Source organism: Micromonospora sp. NPDC048947, assembly GCF_040649495.1.
Taxonomy (GTDB): Bacteria; Actinomycetota; Actinomycetes; order Mycobacteriales; family Micromonosporaceae; genus Micromonospora; species Micromonospora alfalfae.
The window spans coordinates 83,522-101,266 of the sequence record NZ_JBEZFO010000016.1 but is presented as its reverse complement, the minus strand read 5'-3'; the positions used below and the strand labels follow the sequence as shown (position 1 = coordinate 101,266).

The 17,745-nt window shown below is 71.8% G+C and carries 20 protein-coding genes; 14 read left to right on the top strand and 6 right to left on the bottom strand.

The window, feature by feature from the left end; translation table 11 throughout:
* Positions 1 to 36 precede the first annotated feature (36 nt).
* Positions 37 to 309 carry a DUF2795 domain-containing protein gene (locus tag AB0B98_RS22675; RefSeq protein WP_030332551.1) on the bottom strand — a complete coding sequence of 91 codons (273 nt, stop codon included), beginning with the start codon at positions 307 to 309 and terminating at the stop codon, positions 37 to 39.
* 154 nt (positions 310 to 463) lie between these two features.
* Between AB0B98_RS22675 and AB0B98_RS22670 the strand changes: the two genes are divergently transcribed.
* From AB0B98_RS22670 to AB0B98_RS22645, 6 genes are all read left to right on the top strand, one after another.
* Complete coding sequence (locus AB0B98_RS22670; protein ID WP_354948159.1) at positions 464 to 874, top strand: DUF2267 domain-containing protein; 411 nt, start codon at positions 464 to 466, stop codon at positions 872 to 874.
* 217 nt (positions 875 to 1,091) lie between these two features.
* Positions 1,092 to 2,117 carry a TerC/Alx family metal homeostasis membrane protein gene (locus AB0B98_RS22665; protein ID WP_357271327.1) on the top strand — a complete coding sequence of 342 codons (1,026 nt, stop codon included), beginning with the start codon at positions 1,092 to 1,094 and terminating at the stop codon, positions 2,115 to 2,117.
* 75 nt (positions 2,118 to 2,192) lie between these two features.
* A complete protein-coding gene (locus AB0B98_RS22660; RefSeq protein WP_091408112.1) occupies positions 2,193 to 2,792 on the top strand; it encodes a sulfite oxidase-like oxidoreductase in 600 nt (199 codons plus the stop codon).
* A gap of 7 nt (positions 2,793 to 2,799) precedes the next feature.
* Entirely contained in the window at positions 2,800 to 3,564 is a 765-nt protein-coding gene (locus tag AB0B98_RS22655) for a ferredoxin reductase (protein WP_357365202.1), read from the top strand.
* A gap of 35 nt (positions 3,565 to 3,599) precedes the next feature.
* Positions 3,600 to 3,893, top strand: coding sequence for a DUF6510 family protein (locus AB0B98_RS22650; protein ID WP_238666790.1), 294 nt, complete (start codon positions 3,600 to 3,602; stop codon positions 3,891 to 3,893).
* Between the two features lie 34 nt (positions 3,894 to 3,927).
* Positions 3,928 to 4,410 carry a hypothetical protein gene (locus tag AB0B98_RS22645; protein WP_357365073.1) on the top strand — a complete coding sequence of 161 codons (483 nt, stop codon included), beginning with the start codon at positions 3,928 to 3,930 and terminating at the stop codon, positions 4,408 to 4,410.
* A 163-nt stretch (positions 4,411 to 4,573) separates the two neighbouring features.
* Here the strand turns inward: AB0B98_RS22645 and AB0B98_RS22640 are convergent, their stop codons facing one another.
* Entirely contained in the window at positions 4,574 to 4,981 is a 408-nt protein-coding gene (locus AB0B98_RS22640; RefSeq protein WP_357365071.1) for a pyridoxamine 5'-phosphate oxidase family protein, read from the bottom strand.
* A gap of 312 nt (positions 4,982 to 5,293) precedes the next feature.
* On the opposite strand from AB0B98_RS22640, the gene AB0B98_RS22635 reads away from it, so the two are divergent.
* The 4 genes from AB0B98_RS22635 (at position 5,294) to AB0B98_RS22620 (ending at position 10,228) form a co-directional block, all read left to right on the top strand.
* The gene (locus AB0B98_RS22635; protein WP_357365069.1) at positions 5,294 to 6,016 is read left to right on the top strand and encodes a VOC family protein; all 723 of its coding nucleotides are present in this window, start codon (positions 5,294 to 5,296) and stop codon (positions 6,014 to 6,016) included.
* A 70-nt stretch (positions 6,017 to 6,086) separates the two neighbouring features.
* The gene (locus tag AB0B98_RS22630; protein WP_357365068.1) at positions 6,087 to 6,614 is read left to right on the top strand and encodes a GNAT family protein; all 528 of its coding nucleotides are present in this window, start codon (positions 6,087 to 6,089) and stop codon (positions 6,612 to 6,614) included.
* Between the two features lie 104 nt (positions 6,615 to 6,718).
* Complete coding sequence (locus tag AB0B98_RS22625) at positions 6,719 to 8,872, top strand: glycogen debranching N-terminal domain-containing protein (protein ID WP_357365066.1); 2,154 nt, start codon at positions 6,719 to 6,721, stop codon at positions 8,870 to 8,872.
* A gap of 54 nt (positions 8,873 to 8,926) precedes the next feature.
* On the top strand, positions 8,927 to 10,228 hold the full coding sequence (locus tag AB0B98_RS22620) for an NAD(P)/FAD-dependent oxidoreductase (RefSeq protein WP_238666780.1): 1,302 nt from the start codon (positions 8,927 to 8,929) through the stop codon (positions 10,226 to 10,228).
* A 63-nt stretch (positions 10,229 to 10,291) separates the two neighbouring features.
* Here AB0B98_RS22620 and AB0B98_RS22615 read toward each other — a convergent pair whose 3' ends face one another.
* The 3 genes from AB0B98_RS22615 to AB0B98_RS22605 all read right to left on the bottom strand — a co-directional run bounded on the left by AB0B98_RS22615 (position 10,292) and on the right by AB0B98_RS22605 (position 13,311).
* The gene (locus tag AB0B98_RS22615) at positions 10,292 to 11,377 is read right to left on the bottom strand and encodes an AI-2E family transporter (RefSeq protein ID WP_357365064.1); all 1,086 of its coding nucleotides are present in this window, start codon (positions 11,375 to 11,377) and stop codon (positions 10,292 to 10,294) included.
* A 58-nt stretch (positions 11,378 to 11,435) separates the two neighbouring features.
* A complete protein-coding gene (locus tag AB0B98_RS22610; RefSeq protein ID WP_357365062.1) occupies positions 11,436 to 12,230 on the bottom strand; it encodes a fused MFS/spermidine synthase in 795 nt (264 codons plus the stop codon).
* A 103-nt stretch (positions 12,231 to 12,333) separates the two neighbouring features.
* The gene (locus AB0B98_RS22605) at positions 12,334 to 13,311 is read right to left on the bottom strand and encodes a DUF2267 domain-containing protein (protein ID WP_357365060.1); all 978 of its coding nucleotides are present in this window, start codon (positions 13,309 to 13,311) and stop codon (positions 12,334 to 12,336) included.
* Between the two features lie 200 nt (positions 13,312 to 13,511).
* On the opposite strand from AB0B98_RS22605, the gene AB0B98_RS22600 reads away from it, so the two are divergent.
* Positions 13,512 to 13,826 carry a hypothetical protein gene (locus AB0B98_RS22600; RefSeq protein ID WP_357365058.1) on the top strand — a complete coding sequence of 105 codons (315 nt, stop codon included), beginning with the start codon at positions 13,512 to 13,514 and terminating at the stop codon, positions 13,824 to 13,826.
* Positions 13,827 to 13,901: 75 nt separating this feature from the next.
* On the opposite strand, the gene AB0B98_RS22595 is transcribed toward AB0B98_RS22600, so the two are convergent.
* Positions 13,902 to 14,240: an STAS domain-containing protein gene (locus AB0B98_RS22595; RefSeq protein WP_357365057.1), complete on the bottom strand. Its 339-nt coding sequence runs from the start codon at positions 14,238 to 14,240 to the stop codon at positions 13,902 to 13,904.
* 211 nt (positions 14,241 to 14,451) lie between these two features.
* Between AB0B98_RS22595 and AB0B98_RS22590 the strand changes: the two genes are divergently transcribed.
* The 3 genes from AB0B98_RS22590 (at position 14,452) to AB0B98_RS22580 (ending at position 17,707) form a co-directional block, all read left to right on the top strand.
* A complete protein-coding gene (locus tag AB0B98_RS22590; protein ID WP_357365055.1) occupies positions 14,452 to 16,209 on the top strand; it encodes a PP2C family protein-serine/threonine phosphatase in 1,758 nt (585 codons plus the stop codon).
* Positions 16,206 to 17,243: a cobalamin-dependent protein gene (locus AB0B98_RS22585; protein ID WP_357365053.1), complete on the top strand. Its 1,038-nt coding sequence runs from the start codon at positions 16,206 to 16,208 to the stop codon at positions 17,241 to 17,243. Before AB0B98_RS22590 ends, AB0B98_RS22585 begins: the two co-directional genes overlap by 4 nt.
* Positions 17,244 to 17,359: 116 nt before the next feature.
* Positions 17,360 to 17,707, top strand: coding sequence for an STAS domain-containing protein (locus tag AB0B98_RS22580; RefSeq protein ID WP_357271371.1), 348 nt, complete (start codon positions 17,360 to 17,362; stop codon positions 17,705 to 17,707).
* Positions 17,708 to 17,745: the final 38 nt, after the last annotated feature.

Here is a 17,745-nt window from a genome sequence, read left to right as displayed (position 1 = left end):
CGCTCCCGGGCCAGGGCGGTGGGCGTCACAGCTGGGTCAGATGCCGCGCAGGTGCTGCGAGACCCGGTTGTGCTTCTTGTCCCGGGCCTGTTCGGCCCGCTGGGCGGGGCCGACCTCGGGTGCCGCCTCGATCCCAGCCGAGCGGGCCACCTCGGTCCCGTTGGCGTAGTCGACCGGCGGGAGGGCGCGCAGCGCCTTCAGCACGTCCGGCGGGGCACCCTCCCGTTCGGCCTCGCGGACCACGTCGTCCTTCTCGGCCGGGTAGTCCAGGCTCGACAGGTACTGCAGGACGTCGGCGTAGCTCGCCATGGCGTGGGCTCCCTCGGGCATCGATGTGGTGACGACCGGCGGCGGTTACCCGCCCGCCGGCCGGTCACGCCCGCCCGGCGCAGGAAACCGGCACCGTTTCTCCTCGGCCGCCGCGGGTACCCGCTGACGCCGACGCGAGCCAAGGGAGTACGCGATGAACTACGACACCTTCATCGACCAGGTTTCCCAGCGCACCGCCACGTCGTCCGAGCGGGCGGTCGAGCTGACCCGGGCCGTGTTGGAGACGTTTGCCGAGCGGTTGACCGGCGGTGAGGTGCTGGACCTGGCCGCCCAGTTGCCCCAGCCGCTGCAACTCGTGCTGAAGCCGAGCCCGAGCACCGAGCAGGCGGACCGGTTCGGCGCCGCGGAGTTCGTCGCCCGGGTCGCGTTGCGCGCCGGTGTGCCGGAGCCCGCCGCCGAGGACGCCAGTCGAGCGGTCTTCACCACTCTGCGCGAGGCGATCACCGGCGGTGAGTTCGATGACGTGGCGACCCAACTGCCACGTGACTATCGGGGCCTGGTCGAGCAGGCGATGGCCCCGGGCGCGACGTTGCGCCGTGGTTGACACAGCGCTCGTACGGGGCACACAGCGGTTTACCAGGGCAACCATCGATGTCCCGCTTGGCGTGGCGATTCCGCCTGGCCTAACCTTGTCGTGCGAGGGGAGTACTTCCCACGAACCATTCCGGTCAGTACGGCGCGCCCGGCGCGCCTCGGGTGGTTGCCCACCAGGTGGTGGGTGAAGGAGACCTCGAACATGACGGTGTTCGAGGAGACCCCACATGAGCCAAGTGTCGTATCTGTCCGCCGCCAGTGACCTGTCGTCGGTGGGCACGCCCACGCTGTGGGCGGTCACCATCATCGGGGTCCTCCTGCTGTTGGTGCTGGACTTCCTGGTCACCCGTCGTCCGCACGAGGTGTCCATGCGGGAGGCCATCGGCTGGTCGGCGTTCTACATAGCGCTGCCGCTGGCGTTCGGTGGCTGGATCTGGTCCCGATTCGGCTCCCAGCAGGGCGTCGAGTACCTCACCGGCTACCTGGTGGAAAAGTCGCTCTCGGTCGACAACCTCTTCGTCTTCATGTTGCTGTTGGCGGCGTTCGCGGTGCCGGCGGTGCTCGCCCAGCGGGTGCTGCTCTACGGCATCGCCGGCGCGCTGGTGCTGCGGGCCGTCTTCATCGCCCTCGGCGCAGCGGCGTTGCAGACCCTCGACTTCGCCTTCCTGCTCTTCGCGATCATCCTCATCGCCACCGCGGTGAAGCTGCTGCGCGATGCCATGTCCGGGCATCAGCAGGAAGTCGACATCAACAAGATGCGGTCGGTGAAGCTGCTGCGCAAGGTCATGCCGGTGGTCGACGACTACCACGGCACCAAGATGACCATCCGGCAGGGCGCGAAGCGCGCACTCACACCGTTCGCCCTTGTGGTGGTGGCGGTGCTGGCCACCGACATCGTCTTCGCTGTCGACTCGGTGCCGGCCGTCTACGGCATCACCGAGGACCCGTACCTGGTGTTCGCCACCAACGCGTTCGCCCTGCTCGGCCTGCGGGCGCTCTACTTCGTCCTGCACGCGGCGCTGAGCCGGCTGGTGCACCTCAGCTACGGCCTGGCCATCATCCTGGCGTTCATCGGCCTCAAGCTGGGTCTGCACTGGGCGCACGGCATCTGGGACAGCGTGCCGCAGATCCCCACACTGGCCTCGCTCGGCGTGATCATCGGTGTGCTGGTGGTGGTCACGATGACCAGTCTGCGCGCCACCCGGGGCGGCAACCTGCCCGAGGACCGCACTGTCGTCGCGGAGCGGCACTGACCGCGCCGCGCCGGCTGACGACGGGGTACCCGGGAAAGCTCCCGCCTCCACCGACGCGGGTGGTACGACTGTGCAATGGGAATCGTGTCACCGGGCTTTCAGGGTCGGCCCCGAACGCAGGAGCCGGCCCTGCCCCCCGGCCAGTATCTGACCGAGGACTTTCCGGTGCTCTCGGCCGGCCCGACGCCCCGGGTGTCACTGGACACCTGGGAGTTCGTCATCTCCGCCGAGAACGGCAGCGAGCACCGGTGGTCGTGGCAGGAGCTGATGGCCCTGCCGCAGGAGACGCCGATGGTGGACATCCACTGCGTCACCCGCTGGTCCAAGCTCGGCACCAACTGGCAGGGCGTCTCACTGGACACTCTGCTCGCCGACGTCGACACCGGGGCGCACTTCGCGCTGGCGCACTCCTACGGCGGGTACACCACCAACCTGCCGCTCGACGACCTGCGCGGCGGCCAGGCCTGGGTGGTGCACACCTTCGACGGCGCACCGCTGCCCGCTGAGCACGGCGGTCCGGCGCGGCTGCTGGTGCCGCACCTGTACTTCTGGAAGTCCGCCAAGTGGGTGCGCGGCCTCCGGCTCAAGACGATGGACGAGCCAGGGTTCTGGGAGACCGCCGGGTACCACGACTACGGCGACCCGTGGCGCGAACAGCGGTACCAGGGTGACTGAGCGCGCCGTGGCGACGAGCACCCAGCGCCGTACGCCCAACCGGTGGCAGGTCGGCCGGCTGGTGGAGCGGCGGGTGGAGACTCCGACCGCGCAGACCCTGGTGCTGGAGGTGCCGGACTGGCCGGGGCACCTGGCCGGGCAGCACGTCGACCTGCGGCTCACCGCCCCGGACGGCTACCAGGCGGCCCGGTCGTACTCGATCGCCGGGCCGGCCGTGGACGGGCCCGGAGGCCCGCGCATCGAGGTGACAGTGCAGCGGGTGCACGACGGCGAGGTGTCCCCGTACCTCATTGATGTCTTTGGCGCCGGCGACCCGGTGGAGGTCCGCGGACCGCTCGGTGGCTGGTTCATCTGGCGGCCCGAGGAGACCGCGCCGGTGCAACTGGTCGCCGGCGGTGCCGGCGTCGTGCCGCTGATGGCGATGATCCGGGCGCGGCGGGCGGTGGGCAGCAAGGCGCCGTTCCGGCTGATCTACTCGGTGCGCACCCCCGGCGACGTGATCTACGCCGACGAGCTGCGCCGCCGGGTCCGCGACGACTTCGGGCTGGACGTCGCGTACGTCTACACCCGTGAGGCGCCCGAGGGTTGGCGCGGTGAGCCGCACCGGATCGGGCTGGCCGACGTCAACACGCACGGGTGGCCACCGGACCTGGAGCCCCTCACCTACGTCTGTGGCCCTACCGCGTTCGTGGAGACCGTTGCCGACCTGCTGGTGGGGCTCGGTCACCCGTCGCGTCGGGTCAAGACCGAACGTTTCGGCCCCACCGGCTGACCACCGCTCACTCACGCAGTGTTCGAGGAGATTCGATGACCGAGATGTCGTACCTGGACGGCAACATGCTCGACGGCCCGATGCGTGAGCTGTTCACCGTCGACCTGAGCAGCGCGATGGGCCGCTGCGAGAACTGCGGGACGACCGGGTCGATGGCCAGCCTGCACGTCTACTCGCACGCACCGGGCCTCGTCGCCCGCTGCCCCACCTGCGAGGAGGTGATGGTGCGCCTGGTGCGCGGGCCGGACCGGGCCTGGCTGGACATGCGCGGCACCACGTTCCTCCAGGTGCCGATGCCGATGGAGCAGACGTTCCCCGGCCCACTCTGACGGAACGCTCGCCCGGCTGAGGCACGATGGCCTGATGAGCGCCGGTCGATGGGGTGGTGTGCCGCTCGCGGTCCGGTGCGTGGTGGCCGTCGCCGTGCTGGTCTTCGCCTACGGCACCGCGGTGCACGTGGTGCAGTTGCTCCTGCCTCAGTTCGGGCCGCAGCTCGCCCTGCCCGGGTGGCTGACGTTCTACTTCACGTCCCTGACCGTGTGGGATCCGTTGGCGGCGTTGCTGTTGGCCGCTCGCCGGGTGCAGGGGCTCGTGCTGGGCTGCGCGGTGCTGGTGACGGACGCGGCCGCGAACGGGTACGCCAACTACGTGCTGGACCCGGCGGCCGGCGTCACCCCGGGCCGGATCGGGCAGGCCGTCATCACCGGCCTCGCCGTCGGTCTCGTCGCGCTCAGCCCGTGGCTCGCACCGTGGTTCATCGGCTCTCGCAGTCGAAGCGGCAGGCCGGTTCAGACTCGGAGGAGATCGTGGGCCCGGGCGAGGTCGTCGGCCCAGGGCGATCCGTAGTCACGTTCCCACGCGCGGTGCAGGCGGTCGCGGGTCGCCTCCCGGCGTATCCAGTCGTCGATGGCGCTCGGCTTCTGCTTGGCGAAGTTGAGCCCGCCGACCATCTCGGCCCGCCAGGGCCGCCCTCAGCTCGTTTCCACCTGTTGATTCTCGCATCGACTACTCACTGCGCGGTGCCCGCGAGCAGCCACCGCCGCACCGGGATCTCCAACAGCACCCGCTCGCTGTCCGGGTTGACCAGCCTGCCGACGTCCCAGCCGTCGTACTTGCTCGCGAACGCCTCGACGACGGTGCTGGGGAACCCGGCCCGGTGCACGCGGGCGGCGCCTTCGGCCACCACTGGCGCGTTGCCGCTCTCCAGTGCCACTGACACCCGTGGGTCGGCCACGACGTTGCGGGCCTTGACGCTGCGGCTCTCACAACCAACCCAGAACGTCGCGGAGAGGTAGACGAACCAGACCGGTGTCAGGTGCGGGGATCCGTCGCGCCGCACCGTGCACAGCCAGACGTTCGACTCGTCGGTCAGTCGTACCTCGACGTCGGCTGGCGGGTTCGAGAGGGTGTGGCTCACCGGACCAGTGGATCACGACGCCGCACGTCCCGACGACGACCTTCCGCCTGTTGCGCGGTACCGGCCCGAGCGGCCCGTGCGGGCAATTCTCAACCGGACGCGGACCCGATCCGGCAGGCGCCGGTCCCTCGCTGGGGCTGGGGTGTCGCCCCGCCCTACCGGGGATGACCCACATCCGGCCGAACGACCTGCACCGCCGCGGCGTACCTCACCGCTCGACCGGAAACTCGGGTGCGCTCGACCTGGCACACCCCTAGGCTCCCGCTCCGACGGCTGGCACGGCGTCCGGTCCGATGGGAGACGAGCGCAGCGATGACTTCACACCTGTTCGCGATCACCTTCGATGCGAGCGAGCCGCTGCGGCTCGCGCAGTTCTGGTCCGGGCTCCTGGGGCGGGAGATCGTCGACGATCCACACGACGGCGTCCTGCTCCTGCCCAACGACGACAACGAGTACCACCTCCGCTTCGTCCCGAACCAGCAGCCGAAGGTCGTCCAGAACCGGATGCACTTCGACCTGACCAGCAGTTCGCTGGCCGACCAGCGGCAGACGGTGGCCAGGGCACTGGAACTCGGTGCGCGCCACGCCGACATCGGGCAGGGCCCGGAGATCGATCACGTGGTGCTCGCCGACCCCGAGGGCAACGAGTTCGACGTCATCGCGCCGGGCAACAACTTCCTCGCCGGCTGCGGCTTCGTCGGCGCGCTGGCCTGCGACGGATCGCAGGCGGTCGGCTACTTCTGGAGCCAGGCCCTCGGGTGGCCGCTGGTCTGGGACCAGGACGAGGAGACCGCGATCCAGTCACCGAACGGCGGCACGAAGATCTCCTGGGGCGGTCCGCCGTACATGCCGAACGGCGGACGGGACCGGGTGCGGTTCGACCTCACCCCGCCTGTCGACGTCGACCCCCAGGCCGAGGCGGACCGTCTGCTCTCGCTCGGGGCGACCCGAATCGACACCCACCAGGACCGGGCGGGCCGACTGGCACTGGCCGATCCCGATGGTCAGGAGTTCAGCCTGCTGACGTCCCGCTGAGCCGGCCGACGTCCACCCACCCGGCGCCCGGTTGGACAACGGCGGCACCCGTCGGTCAGAGTGATCCGCCGTGAGATACCTGCGTACCGGTGGTCCCGCCGCGATCCGGCGGCCCCGACCCACCGACTCGGACGAGTTCGTCGCCGCCGCGCAGCGCAGTCGGGACCTGCACCACCCGTGGTTGGCCGCGCCGGCCAGCCCGCAGGAGTACGAGCTGTATCTGCGCCGGATCCGTCGCCGCGACAGTGCCGGCTACCTGATCTGCGATCGGGCCAGCGGCGAGATCGCCGGCTACGTGAACATCAGCGGGATCGTGCTCGGCGCGCTGCGTGGTGGCTTCCTGGGGTACGCGGCGTTCCTGCCGTACAGCGGGACCGGGCACGCCTCGGCGGGCGTCGCCCTGGTGATCGACCACGCGTTCACCTCGGTCGGTTTGCACCGGCTGGAGGCGAACATCCAACCGGGCAACGAGCCGTCGCGGCGGGTGGCCCGCAAGCTCGGTTTCCGGTTGGAGGGCTTCTCGCCGGACTACCTGTTCATCGACGGCGCCTGGCGCGACCACGAACGCTGGGCGATCACCGCACCAACCCCCGCCTGACCGGCGGCCCGGCCGACGGCAGGGCGTGACCGCGGGAGCGGAGGCCGCACTTTCACCCGGAGCGGGTGATGACGCTCAGTTCCCCGCTTCCTACGGTGGGTGTCATGGCTGCCGTTCGCGCGACCCCTGCCAACCCGTTCCCCGGCCTGTCCGTCGCGGACGCGGACAGCGCCGACCAGCGGGCCATCCCGCCCGAGTTGGGCCCCGACTCCCTCGCGGTGCTCAGCGGGCCCACCTTCCTGTACTCCAACGCGTGCGGGGATGTGCCGACGGGCAGCATCGGAGGGCTCGTCCACCTGGACACCCGCCTGATCAGCGGCTGGAGCCTGACCGTGAACGGCAGTGAGCTGTTGATGCTGCGCTCCGAGACGATCGACCACTACTCCGCGCAGTACGTGCTCACCAACCCGGAGTTGCCCGGGCTGCCACCGAACGCGCTGGCCCTGCGGCGGCTGCGCTACGTCGGCGACGGGTTTCACGAACGCGTGGAACTGATCTCCTTCCAGCCGGAGCCGGTCCGGGTGGAGCTGCGGCTGGCCGTCGCCGTCGACTTCGCCGACCTGTTCGAGGTCAAGTCGACGGTCCGGGACCGCTCCGCCGAAATCAGCCGTGACCATGCCGCCGACGGGTCTGAGCTGTGTTTCTCCTATCGGCGTGGTGACTTCTCCGCGCAGACCCGGGTGTGCTGCGCGAAGCCAGCCGACCGCGTCGAGGGCGACGACCTGGTCTGGGAGCTGGAGCTGGGCCAGGGCGAGGAGTGGCAGGTCGACCTGCACGTGCCGCTGCCGCCCGGGATGGGGGTGGTCGAGGCGGTCCGGGGCGACATCGCCGACGTCGTCCACGGCCGGGCAGACGACCCGCTGCGCCGGTGGCTTGAGGACCGGGCGGTGCTGCGCAGCGACAACGCGGCGTTGGAGCGGACCGTGCGGCAGTCCCGCAACGACCTGGCGGCGTTGCGGCTCGACCTGGAGATCAAGGGCCAACGGATCCTGCTACCCGGTGCCGGACTGCCCTGGTTCCTCGCCGTCTTCGGCCGGGACACCCTGATCACCGCGTATCAGACCCTGGTCGCCGGGCCCACCCTGGCAAAAGGCACGCTGCTCGCCCTGGCCCGCCTTCAGGGTGAGACGTGCGACGACTTCACCGACGAGGAGCCCGGCAAGATCCTGCACGAGGTCCGCAGCGGCGAGTTGACCCGCAGCGGCGAGAAACCGTTCGGGCCGTACTACGGCAGCGCCGACGCCACGCAACTCTGGCTGATCCTGCTCTCCGAGTACTGGCGCTGGACCGGCGACGACCAGACCGTCCGGCACCTGCGGGACAACGCGTTTGCGGCGCTGTGCTGGATCGATGAGTACGGCGACCGGGACGGCGACGGCTACGTCGAGTACGCCACCCGCTCGCCCGAGGGGCTGGGCAACCAGTGCTGGCGCGACTCCCCGGACGGGGTCTGTTTCGCCGACGGCCGGATCCCCGTGCTCCCGCTGGCGACCTGCGATCTGCAGGGCTACACCTACGACGCCAAGCTGCGGCTCGCCGAGTTGTTCGACGGGCCGTGGGACGACCCGACGGTGGCGCGCCGGCTGCGCGACGAGGCCAACACCCTGCACGAGCGGTTCAACCAGGACTTCTGGATCGAGGAGCGGGGCGGCTACTACGCTGTCGCCCTGGACGGCGACAAGAACCGCGTCGATTCCAAGACCTCCAACATGGGTCACCTGCTGTGGAGCGGAATCGTGCCGCCGGAGCGGGCCGACGCTGTGGTGCGACAACTCATGTCGCCGGACATGTTCTCCGGTTGGGGCATCCGCACCCTGTCCCGGGAGGAACGGCCCTACAACGCCCTCGGCTACCACCTGGGCACGGTCTGGCCGCACGACAACTCGATCGCCGCGCTCGGCCTGGCCCGATACGGCTACCGGGCCGAGTCGAACCGGATCAGTTTGGCGATGATCGAGGCGGCCGACCAGTTCGGCTACCGGCTGCCGGAGGCGCTCAGCGGGTTCGACCGGGAGCGGCTGCTCTTCGCCGTGCCGTACCCGACAGCGTGCAGCCCGCAGGCGTGGGCGGCCGGCACGCCGCTGGCCCTGATCCGCGCCATGCTCGGCATCAACCCGGTCAACGGCCGGCTGGTTCTCGATCCCGACGTCCCGCAGGAGCTGGGCCGGATCACCGCCGGGCGGCTGCGGGCATTCGGCCAGCAGTGGGAGGTGGAGGCGGTGGGCCGCAGCGGCCACGTCCGGCTCCAGCCGAGCTGAGCGTGGGTGCCGCGTCGGACGTTTGTCGCGGCCTCCGACGGGAAACGGCCCGCAATGACGAAACCTCGTGTGGTGATCGTGGGGGCCGGGTTCGCCGGTTACCACGCGGCGAAGACGTTGAGCCGGATCGCCCGGGACCGGGCCGAGATCGTGGTACTGAACTCCACCGACTACTTCCTGTACCTGCCGTTGCTGCCCGAGGTGGCGGCCGGGGTGGTCGAGCCCAAGCGGATCGCCGTGCCGCTGACCGGGACGCTCAAGGGCGTACGGGTGGTGGTCGGCGAGGCGGACCACGTCGACCTGCAGAACCGCTGGGTCGGCTTCACCCAGGCCGAGGGGGAGAAGAACAGGCTGGCGTACGACCGACTGGTGCTCGCCGTGGGCAGCGTCAACAAGCTGCTGCCCATCCCCGGGGTGACCGAGTACGCGCACGGCTTCCGCGGCCTGCCCGAGGCCGTCTACCTGCACGATCACATCGTCCGGCAGCTTGAGCTGGCCGAGCAGGCCGAGGACCCGGCCGAGCAGCAGGCCCGCTCCACGTTCGTGGTGGTCGGGGCGGGCTACACCGGCACCGAGGTCGCGGCTCACGGGCAGTTGTTCACCGACGCGCTGCACGCCCAGCGGCCCCGGCTCACCGTCCGGCCCCGCTGGATGCTGCTCGACGTGGCGTCCCGGGTGCTGCCGGAGCTGGACAAGCGGATGTCGGACACATCGCACAAGGTGCTCAACCGGCGTGGGGTGGACGTGCGGATGGGCACCTCGGTGGCCGAGGCGACCTGCGACGGGGTGAAGCTCACCGACGGTGAGTACGTGCCGACCTGCACCCTGGTGTGGTGTGTGGGGGTGCGTCCCGACCCGTTCGTCAACGAGCTGGGCCTGCGGACCGACCGGGGTCGACTGGTCACCGACGAGTTCCTCAACGTTCCCGGCTACCCGGAGGTGTTCGCGTGCGGCGACGCCGCAGCGGTGCCCGACCTGGTCAATCCGGGCAAGGTGTGCGGGATGACCGCCCAGCACGCGCAGCGGCAGGGCAAGCGCGCGGCGTACAACATCGCCGCGTCGTACGGTTTCGGCCGGCGCAAGCCCTACAAGCACCACGACCTGGGCTGGGTCGTCGACCTGGGTGGCAAGGACGCGGCGGCGAACCCGTTGCAGGTCAACCTGGCCGGGTTGCCGGCCAAGGCGGTCACCCGGGCGTACCACCTGATGGCGATGCCGGGAAACCGCACACGGGTCAGCGCCGACTGGGCGTTGGACGCCGCGTTGACCCGGTCCGCTGTCCAGTTGGGGCTGGTGCCGGCGAACGCGGTGCCGTTGGAGAGCACCACGCCCGAGGTCGCGACCCGGTCCCGCTGAGCGGGCCCTCGGCCAGGTCGTCGCGGAGCAGGCCGGTGGCGGCACCGGCGGCGCCCGCGACGGTCAGTCGGCGCTGCCGGCCGACCGCGCGGCCGGACCGGCCGGCGGAGCGGGTCGTAGCCGGCGCGGGCCGTACTCGCGCAGCAGGGTCTGCACGATGCCGGCGGCGGGGATGGCCAGCAGCGCGCCGAGCAGACCGGCCAGCTCCGCCGCGAGCAGCACACTGATCAGCACCGTCAACGGGTTGAGCCGGACCGCGCGGGACAGGATGAGCGGCTGGAGCAGGTGGTTCTCCACCTGTTGGTAGACCACGAAGAAGACCAGCACCACCACCCCGGCGGTGGGGGAGTGCAGGAAGCCGGCGCCGGCCGCGATCACCGCGCCGAGGGTCGCCCCGACCAGTGGTATCAGGTCGGCCACCGCCACCAGCAGGGCGATCACCGCCGCGAAGGGCACCCCGGTGACGGTCAGCACCACGAAGGTCAACGCCCCGCAGATCACGCTGATCAGCAGGTTCCCGGTGAGGTAGCCGGTGACGGTACGCGACACCTCCCGGCCCACCCGGCGCAGCCGCTCGCCCTGACCGTCCCCGCCCGCCGCGAGTACGCCCCTGGTGATCCGCGGCGCCTCCAACACCATGAGGTACGCGAGCACGATGACAGTGACCAGCCCGGCGATCGACTCGATGACGCCGCGCAGCACACCGACAGCGGGTTGGCGCAGCCGGCTGCCGAGGTCGCGCAGCTGCTCGGAGTGCTCGCTGACATAGCGGCGTGCCCCGGTGCGCTCCAGTAGCTGCCCCACCGGGCCTCGCCCGGTGCGGGCCTCCCGCAGCAGCTCGGGCGCCCGGTCGGCGAAGCGGCTCAACTCCCCGAACAACGGCACCAGGATGAGGGCGGCCAGGATCGCCAGCAGCACGAACGCGGCGAGGAACACCAGCAGGGTGGCCAGCGCCCGACGCCGGACGAGACGGCGTTGCAGTCGGTCGACGAGGGGTTTGAGCGCGACGGCGAAGAACGCGGCGACCACGGCCCAGACCAGCACCCGCCGGGTCGCGTACACGAACCCCAGCGCGAGCGCGGTCGCCAGCACCAGACCGATCACGATCAGGGTTCGGCGGCCGGTCACCCGATCGTCGACGTTGCTCATCCGGCGGGCCTTCCCCGCCCGAGCCGTCGGAAACCCGGCATTGCGGGCACAACGGCGATCAGTGGCGGGAGGTGTCGTCCGCGTCGCTGACCGGGCGGGCACCGGCGACGAAGGTGTCGAGCGCGGCGGCGTGCAGCAGCCCGCCGGGCACCGGGTCACGCAGGGCGGCCACCGCCAGCCGGGCCACCGGCAGCCCGCCGGGGCGGGAGGTCGCGGCCAGCACCAGGTTGCCGTACCGGCGACCGCGCAACATCCGCCGGTCGCCGACCACGCACACGTCGGCGAAGACCGCCCGCAGGGTGGCCACCTGCACCCGGGTGCCGACCAGCGGCGGCAGGTCGGTGACGTTCACCAGGTACGACCCGTCGGGGCGCAGGACGCGGGCCACCTCTGCGGCGAACTCGACGGTGCGGACGTGTCGAGGCATCCGGGCCGCGCGGTAGATGTCGGCGATCACCAGGTCGTACCGGCCGTCCGGGGTGCCGGTCAGGGCGTCCCGGGCGTCCGCGACCTCCACCCGCACCTCCGGCGGCAGCGGCGGCAACTCCCGGGTCACCAGCTCGACCACCGCCGCGTCCCGCTCCACGACCCGTTGCGGGGAACCGGGCCGCGTGGCGGCCACCCAGCGGGGCAGTGTCAACGCGCCGCCGCCCAGGTGCAGGACGTTCAGCGGGGTGCCGGCCGGGGCCGCCACCTCCACCGCCGAGGCGATCCGCCGGACGTACTCGAAGTGCAGGTGCCGGGGATCCTCGACGTCCACGTACGACTGCTCGACCCCGGCCGACAGCAGTGTCCGCCCGGTCCGGCGGACCGGGTCGGCGACCAGCTCCAACCGGTCGGCGGCGCGGTTCATATCCGGCACGCTAGCCGAGCCCACCGGGCACCCGGCACGGCGGACGGGCCGGCGGAGCGGGGTCGCCCCCGTTCCGCCGGCCCGACGGTGTCGTGGTGGCCGGTCAGCCGCCGGCCATCCCGGCACCCACCTCGTCGATCGCGTCGTCGATCTGGCGGGCGAGGTCCACGTCGAGCGCGGTGACCCCGTTGGCCTGGTTGGTCCGCACTGTCAACACGGCGGCGGTGTCCCCCGGACGCCCGATGCTCGGGCCGCGGCCGTTGTCCTGACGCAGCCGGTCGAGCCGGGCGAGCACCCGGTCCAGATTGTCGGGCGGCAGCGCGACCACCCGGTAGAGGCCCTGGCTGTCCCCTGCCCAGTAGGGCAGGTCGTCCAGCACCGCGCTGATCTCGTCGGCGTCCAGGGTGGGTGTGGTGGTGGAGGCGCCCACCAGGCCGCCGCCGGCCTCCGGCGGATTCAGCAGGTCGCGCAACCCGTCGGGTACGTGCAACGACTCGACCAGGTCGCCGTCCTGCTCGGCGAGCGCGGCGATCGTCGCCTCGGCCTGGTAACGGGCCTGCTCCGGGGTGTTGCCGCTGATCCGGCCCACCTCGGCCAGGAAGCCGGGCAGGTCCCGGTGCCGCTCGATACCGTCGACCGGCAGCACGTCGTGCAGCGACGCCGGCACCGCGGCGAGCAGCCGCTGCCGCTCGGCGGTCTCCAGGGCGAACGCGAGGACCAGCACCGTCGCCTCGGTGCCCACCTTGGCGGTCTTGAAGTCGACCCCGGCGCGACGCCGGACCTCGTCGACGAGGTCGTGGTAGCCCATGCTGTTCACACCGGCCGCGCCGCTCGGCGGGGACGGTTGGGGTCGCGGGTTGTCGGCGCTACCGACCGGCGGCGGTGCCGGCCCGCCGCGGGTGGTGTCCGACTTGTGCGGTCCGGCCGCCGGTGGGCCGGCCCGCTTACCCGCATCGAGGCTCGTGAGCTGCTTGGACGCGCTCAGACTGGCGCCGATCTCGCTGGGCTGGCGATTCTGCTCCCGGGCCTGCCGGGCCAGTGCCCGGCGCCTCTGGTTGTCGCCCTCCATCTGCTTGCGCATTGTGGCATCCCTTCCGCTGGGATCGTGGCTGCGTCCACCGCCTTCCCGCCGTCCCGGAGAAGGAAACGGACGCCGCCCGGCCGGGTCGGACCGGCCCGCGCCACGCTTCATCCGGCGGGGGTGAGGGGTGCTCACCCGCCCGGCCCGCACGATCGGGTCAGGACCGGAGTTCTTCCGAGGTACGCGGAAGGAAGGTCGTCATGAAGGAAGTTGTCGAGATCGTCCCCGCCCGACCCGGCTGGTACGCCCGCTGGCAGCTCACGCCCGAGGTCACCAGGTGTTACCCGGTGAGCCTGTGGGCGCTGTTGGAGGAGTCCGACGGGACGGGCCGCGAGGTGATCGGGATGGACTGCATCGGTCAATGGCCCGGCGCGGACGACAACGAGGCGGGTGGGCAGTTCGTCCGCTACCTGTACCAGACGCCCGATTCGGGGGAGCCCGAGGACGTCGACGCGACCCCGATCAGCGAGCTACGTGAGGACGGACCCCGGCTCCAGCCGATGACGGCACCCTAGACATTCCTCCGGCCCCCGACCCCAGGTCCCAGGGTCGGGGGCCACCCCGTCCGCTTCCGGGGGGTGGCCTACGGGTCAGCCGATGGCCCGCACGTCGTCGTCGGCGTACGCCTCGGCCAGCAACTCACTCAGACCAGTGCGGTCCAGCATCCGCTGAAGCTGAGGGCTGACCCCGATCAGTCGGATCGCCCCGGCGGCGCGGTGCACCACCAGCAACGCGCTGAGCCCGCTGGAGTCGCAGAGGGTCACCCCGGTCAGGTCGACCAGCACCGGGGCGTCACCGTCGCCGGGCAGCTCGGCCGCCGCGTCGATCAGCTCGGGCGCGCTGTCGTAGTCGAGCTCGCCGGTCAGCCGGAGTCGGACATTCCCGGCGGCGAGCCGGGTCGTCTCGATGGTCAACAGCTGGTCGGGCATCCCACCATTTTCCTTGTCGAGCGACAAAACGCAAAGCGGGGGCGGCGACGCGCCCTCCTGTCCCGCATCCCGCGTCCCCGCCGTGGCGGTGCCCGCCACCCGCCGTGAGATGCCGCTTTCCGCGTTCGGGCGTAGGCTGGCCGAAGAGTTTTGACAGTGGACGCCGGTTCCGGCACGGGTTCGGTGAACGAGAAGGAGTGAGGCTCAGCTGGTGACTGCTTCCGACGTCAGGGACTGGGACCCGGGCGACGGACGGCTCTCCACGCCGAGCACGACACGACCCTCGGCGTGGTCCGCCGACGTTCGCCGCCCCACCGCGGCACTGCCGCCGCTGGCCCCCGACCGGGGTCAGGCCACGCCCGACTGGTTAGAGGTCGTCGAGCACTTCCGCGAGGGCCTGGTGGTCTGCGACGCCGATGGCGTCGTGCGGCACGTCAGCCCGGTGGCCGAGCGGTTGCTGCCCGAGGTGACGCCCGGCGTGCTGCTCAGCGCGGCCGGCGTGCCAGGGCTGAGTGAGGGCGTCCCCGGTGGCTTCACCCATCGCGGGCGCCGGCTCACCGCGCGGCAGGTGCCGCTCTCAGGTGACCGCTGCTGCTGGTACGTCGAGGACGTCACCGACAGCGTCAGCCGCGCCGACGCGCTGCTCGCCGAGCGGGCCCGCTCGGCGTTCCTGGCCGTGGTCGGCGACAAGTTGGGAAACCCGCTGCACCCCGACCGGGCGGCCGCTGCTGTCGTCCGACTCGCCGTGCCCACACTGGCCGAGGTGGCGGTGCTGGTGCTCGCCCCACGGGCCGGGCGTGCCCGCTGGTGGCGGGCTTCACGCACCGACGACGAGGTGCCGACGGTGGACAGCGGCGTACTGACCGGCGGCGAGTTGCCGACCGCCATCGCCGACGGGTTGACCGGCGCCGAACCGCACGCGGTGGACTGGCTGGTCGAGCAGGCGGTCGACGCCGGTTGGCTGCCGGGGCTGTCCGGTGCCGAGAGCGCCGCCCGGGTCGTTCCGCTGCCGGGCCGCGACGCGCCGGTCGGTGTGCTGCTGGTGGCCCGTCGCGCCAGCCGCTGGTACGACGAGGACGACGTGGAGCTGGTCCGCGCGTTCGCGGCCCGCGCCGGCGCGGCGTTGACCACCGCGCTGCTCTACCGCGACCAGGCCGAGGTGGCCGACACTCTCCAGGCCAGCCTGCTGCCGGTCGAGCCGGTCGAGGCCACCGGTGTGCAGTGGGGCACCGCGTACCGGCCCGCGCAGGCGGGGGTGCGCATCGGCGGCGACTTCTACGGTTCGCACCGACTCACCGACGGTGGTTCGGTGTTCTTCCTCGGCGACGTGTCGGGCAAGGGCGTCGAAGCCGCCGTCTTCACCGGCCAACTGCGCCAGTGCCTCCAGGCGCTGCACCGGTTGGAGTCGCACCCGGCCCGGTTGCTGCGACTGCTCAACGACGCGTTGCTGGAGACGACCCAGGCGCACGGCCAGGGTCGCTTCGCCACGATCGTGCTCGGCGTGGCCCGCCCGGAGCGCGACGGTGGCCTCACCCTCACCATGGCCGGCGGCGGGCACCTGCCACCACTGGTGCTGCGCGCCTCCGGCGAGGTGGAGACGGTGCCGTTGCGCGGCATGCTGATCGGGGTGGTGCCCGACCCCCGCGTCGGGGAGGTGACAGTGCGGCTGGCGCCGGGCGAGACCTGCCTGCTCTACAGCGACGGCGTGACCGAGGCCCGGGGCGGCCGGCGCGGCGACGAGCTGTTCGGCGGCGAACGACTGATCACCGCGCTGACCGGCTGCCACCGGATGCCCGCGCCGGCCCTGGCCGAACGGGTCGAGCAGCTCACCTGCGACTGGCTGGCACAGGGCGACCACGACGACATCGCCGTGCTGGCGCTGCGGGCGGCCGGCCTGAGCGGGCGCGGAGCACGCCACCTGCACTCGGTGCCCGCCGGCGTCGACCAGACGGAGGGGAGTGACGCGTGACCGCCGCCACGGCCACCACCGACCTCGGCGACGCGTACTCCGGGTATCTGGACCACCTCGCCGACGCCGACGAGTACGCCGCGACCGACCTGGCGATCGGCCTTCTCGACGCGGGCGTCCCGGCCGAGCGGGTGCTGCTCGACCTGGTCGCGCCCGCCCAGGCCGAGGTGGGCGAGCGGTGGGCGCGCAACGAGTGGAGCGTCGCCCAGGAGCACGCGGCCACCCACATCAGCGAGCAGGTGGTGGCGGCGGTTTCCGCGCACGTCAAACCGCGGCCGACCGGCGGCCGGGTGGTGGTCGCCTGCATGGATGGCGAGTGGCACGCGCTGCCGCCCCGGCTGGTGGCCGAGGTGCTGCGGTTACGCGGGTGGCAGGTGACCTTCCTGGGCGCCAGCGTGCCCGCGGCGCACCTCGTGTCGTACCTGCACCGCTACGACGCGCACGCGGTGGCGCTGGCGTGCGCGCTGCCGATGCGCCTGCCGTACGCACACCGGATGATCGAGGCCTGCCGCCGCTCGGACGTGCCGGTGGTGGTCGGCGGGCGTGGGTTCGGCACGGACGGCCGGTGGGCGCGCCGGCTCGGCGTGGCCTGGGCGCCGGACGCGCCCTCGGCGGCCGAGCTGATCGCCGACGAGCGGGCGTTGCGCGGGGCGCCGCCGGCGCGGCTGGCCCACCTGGCCGACGACGAGTACGCCAGCCTGGTGCGCCGTCGCGGCGAGCTGATTGACAGCGCGTTGGCGCAGCTGCGCGAGCGGGTGCCAGCGGCGCGGGCGTACACCGCCGCTCAGCTGGACGCGACAGTGAGCGACCTGGGCCACATAGTGGATTTTCTGGCCGCGGCGGTCTACGTCGACGACCCCTCGCTGTTCACCGAGTTCGTGCAGTGGCTGTCGGGGATCCTGGACAGTCGTGGGGTGCCCGCGGGGGCGGTCGCCCTGCCGTTGGAGCACTACGCCGCCGCGTTGCGGGACTTCCCCCGGGCGGTGCGGGCGCTGGCGCTGGGATGCGCGGCGCTGCCCGGCGAGGCCCGCTGACCGACCCGCCGGTGGCGGTCGGATCGATCACCGCGCTCGGGGGCGGACGAGTCAGCTCTGCGTATACTTGCCGGACTGCAAACGTCCCACCCGAGGGTGGAGCGAGGGGGAGAACGGTGACGTTCAGCGTCAACTACGTCGAGCGCGACGGTGATGGCGCCTGCCTACGGCTCGTGGGCGAGTTGGACTTGAGCACCGCCCCCGAGCTGACCGCCGCGATCGACCGGCTCACCGCGGCGGGTGAGAGCCGGGTGCTGCTCGACCTGACCGACCTCACGTTCTGCGACTCCACCGGAATGGCCGTGTTCGTCCGCGGCGACAATCAGGCGGCGGCCGACGGGGGGTGGCTGCGGCTCACCGGTGCCCATGGGCGGGTCGAACGGGTGCTACGGGTGACCGGCCTAGCCGACGTGTTGCGTTACGAACCGGAGTCGGTGGACCCCGTGTCCCGCAGTGCTTCCTGATGGGCTAGATTTTCCCGCCAGCATTTCCCCGCCAACGC

Coding starts and splice junctions, on each gene's coding strand:
- AB0B98_RS22675 (WP_030332551.1), bottom strand. CDS start 309: ATGGCGAGCTACGCCGACGTCCTGCAGTACCTGTCGAGCCTGGACTAC.
- AB0B98_RS22670 (WP_354948159.1), top strand. CDS start 464: ATGAACTACGACACCTTCATCGACCAGGTTTCCCAGCGCACCGCCACG.
- AB0B98_RS22665 (WP_357271327.1), top strand. CDS start 1,092: ATGAGCCAAGTGTCGTATCTGTCCGCCGCCAGTGACCTGTCGTCGGTG.
- AB0B98_RS22660 (WP_091408112.1), top strand. CDS start 2,193: ATGGGAATCGTGTCACCGGGCTTTCAGGGTCGGCCCCGAACGCAGGAG.
- AB0B98_RS22650 (WP_238666790.1), top strand. CDS start 3,600: ATGACCGAGATGTCGTACCTGGACGGCAACATGCTCGACGGCCCGATG.
- AB0B98_RS22645 (WP_357365073.1), top strand. CDS start 3,928: ATGAGCGCCGGTCGATGGGGTGGTGTGCCGCTCGCGGTCCGGTGCGTG.
- AB0B98_RS22635 (WP_357365069.1), top strand. CDS start 5,294: ATGACTTCACACCTGTTCGCGATCACCTTCGATGCGAGCGAGCCGCTG.
- AB0B98_RS22625 (WP_357365066.1), top strand. CDS start 6,719: ATGGCTGCCGTTCGCGCGACCCCTGCCAACCCGTTCCCCGGCCTGTCC.
- AB0B98_RS22620 (WP_238666780.1), top strand. CDS start 8,927: ATGACGAAACCTCGTGTGGTGATCGTGGGGGCCGGGTTCGCCGGTTAC.
- AB0B98_RS22615 (WP_357365064.1), bottom strand. CDS start 11,377: ATGAGCAACGTCGACGATCGGGTGACCGGCCGCCGAACCCTGATCGTG.
- AB0B98_RS22610 (WP_357365062.1), bottom strand. CDS start 12,230: ATGAACCGCGCCGCCGACCGGTTGGAGCTGGTCGCCGACCCGGTCCGC.
- AB0B98_RS22605 (WP_357365060.1), bottom strand. CDS start 13,311: ATGCGCAAGCAGATGGAGGGCGACAACCAGAGGCGCCGGGCACTGGCC.
- AB0B98_RS22600 (WP_357365058.1), top strand. CDS start 13,512: ATGAAGGAAGTTGTCGAGATCGTCCCCGCCCGACCCGGCTGGTACGCC.
- AB0B98_RS22595 (WP_357365057.1), bottom strand. CDS start 14,240: ATGCCCGACCAGCTGTTGACCATCGAGACGACCCGGCTCGCCGCCGGG.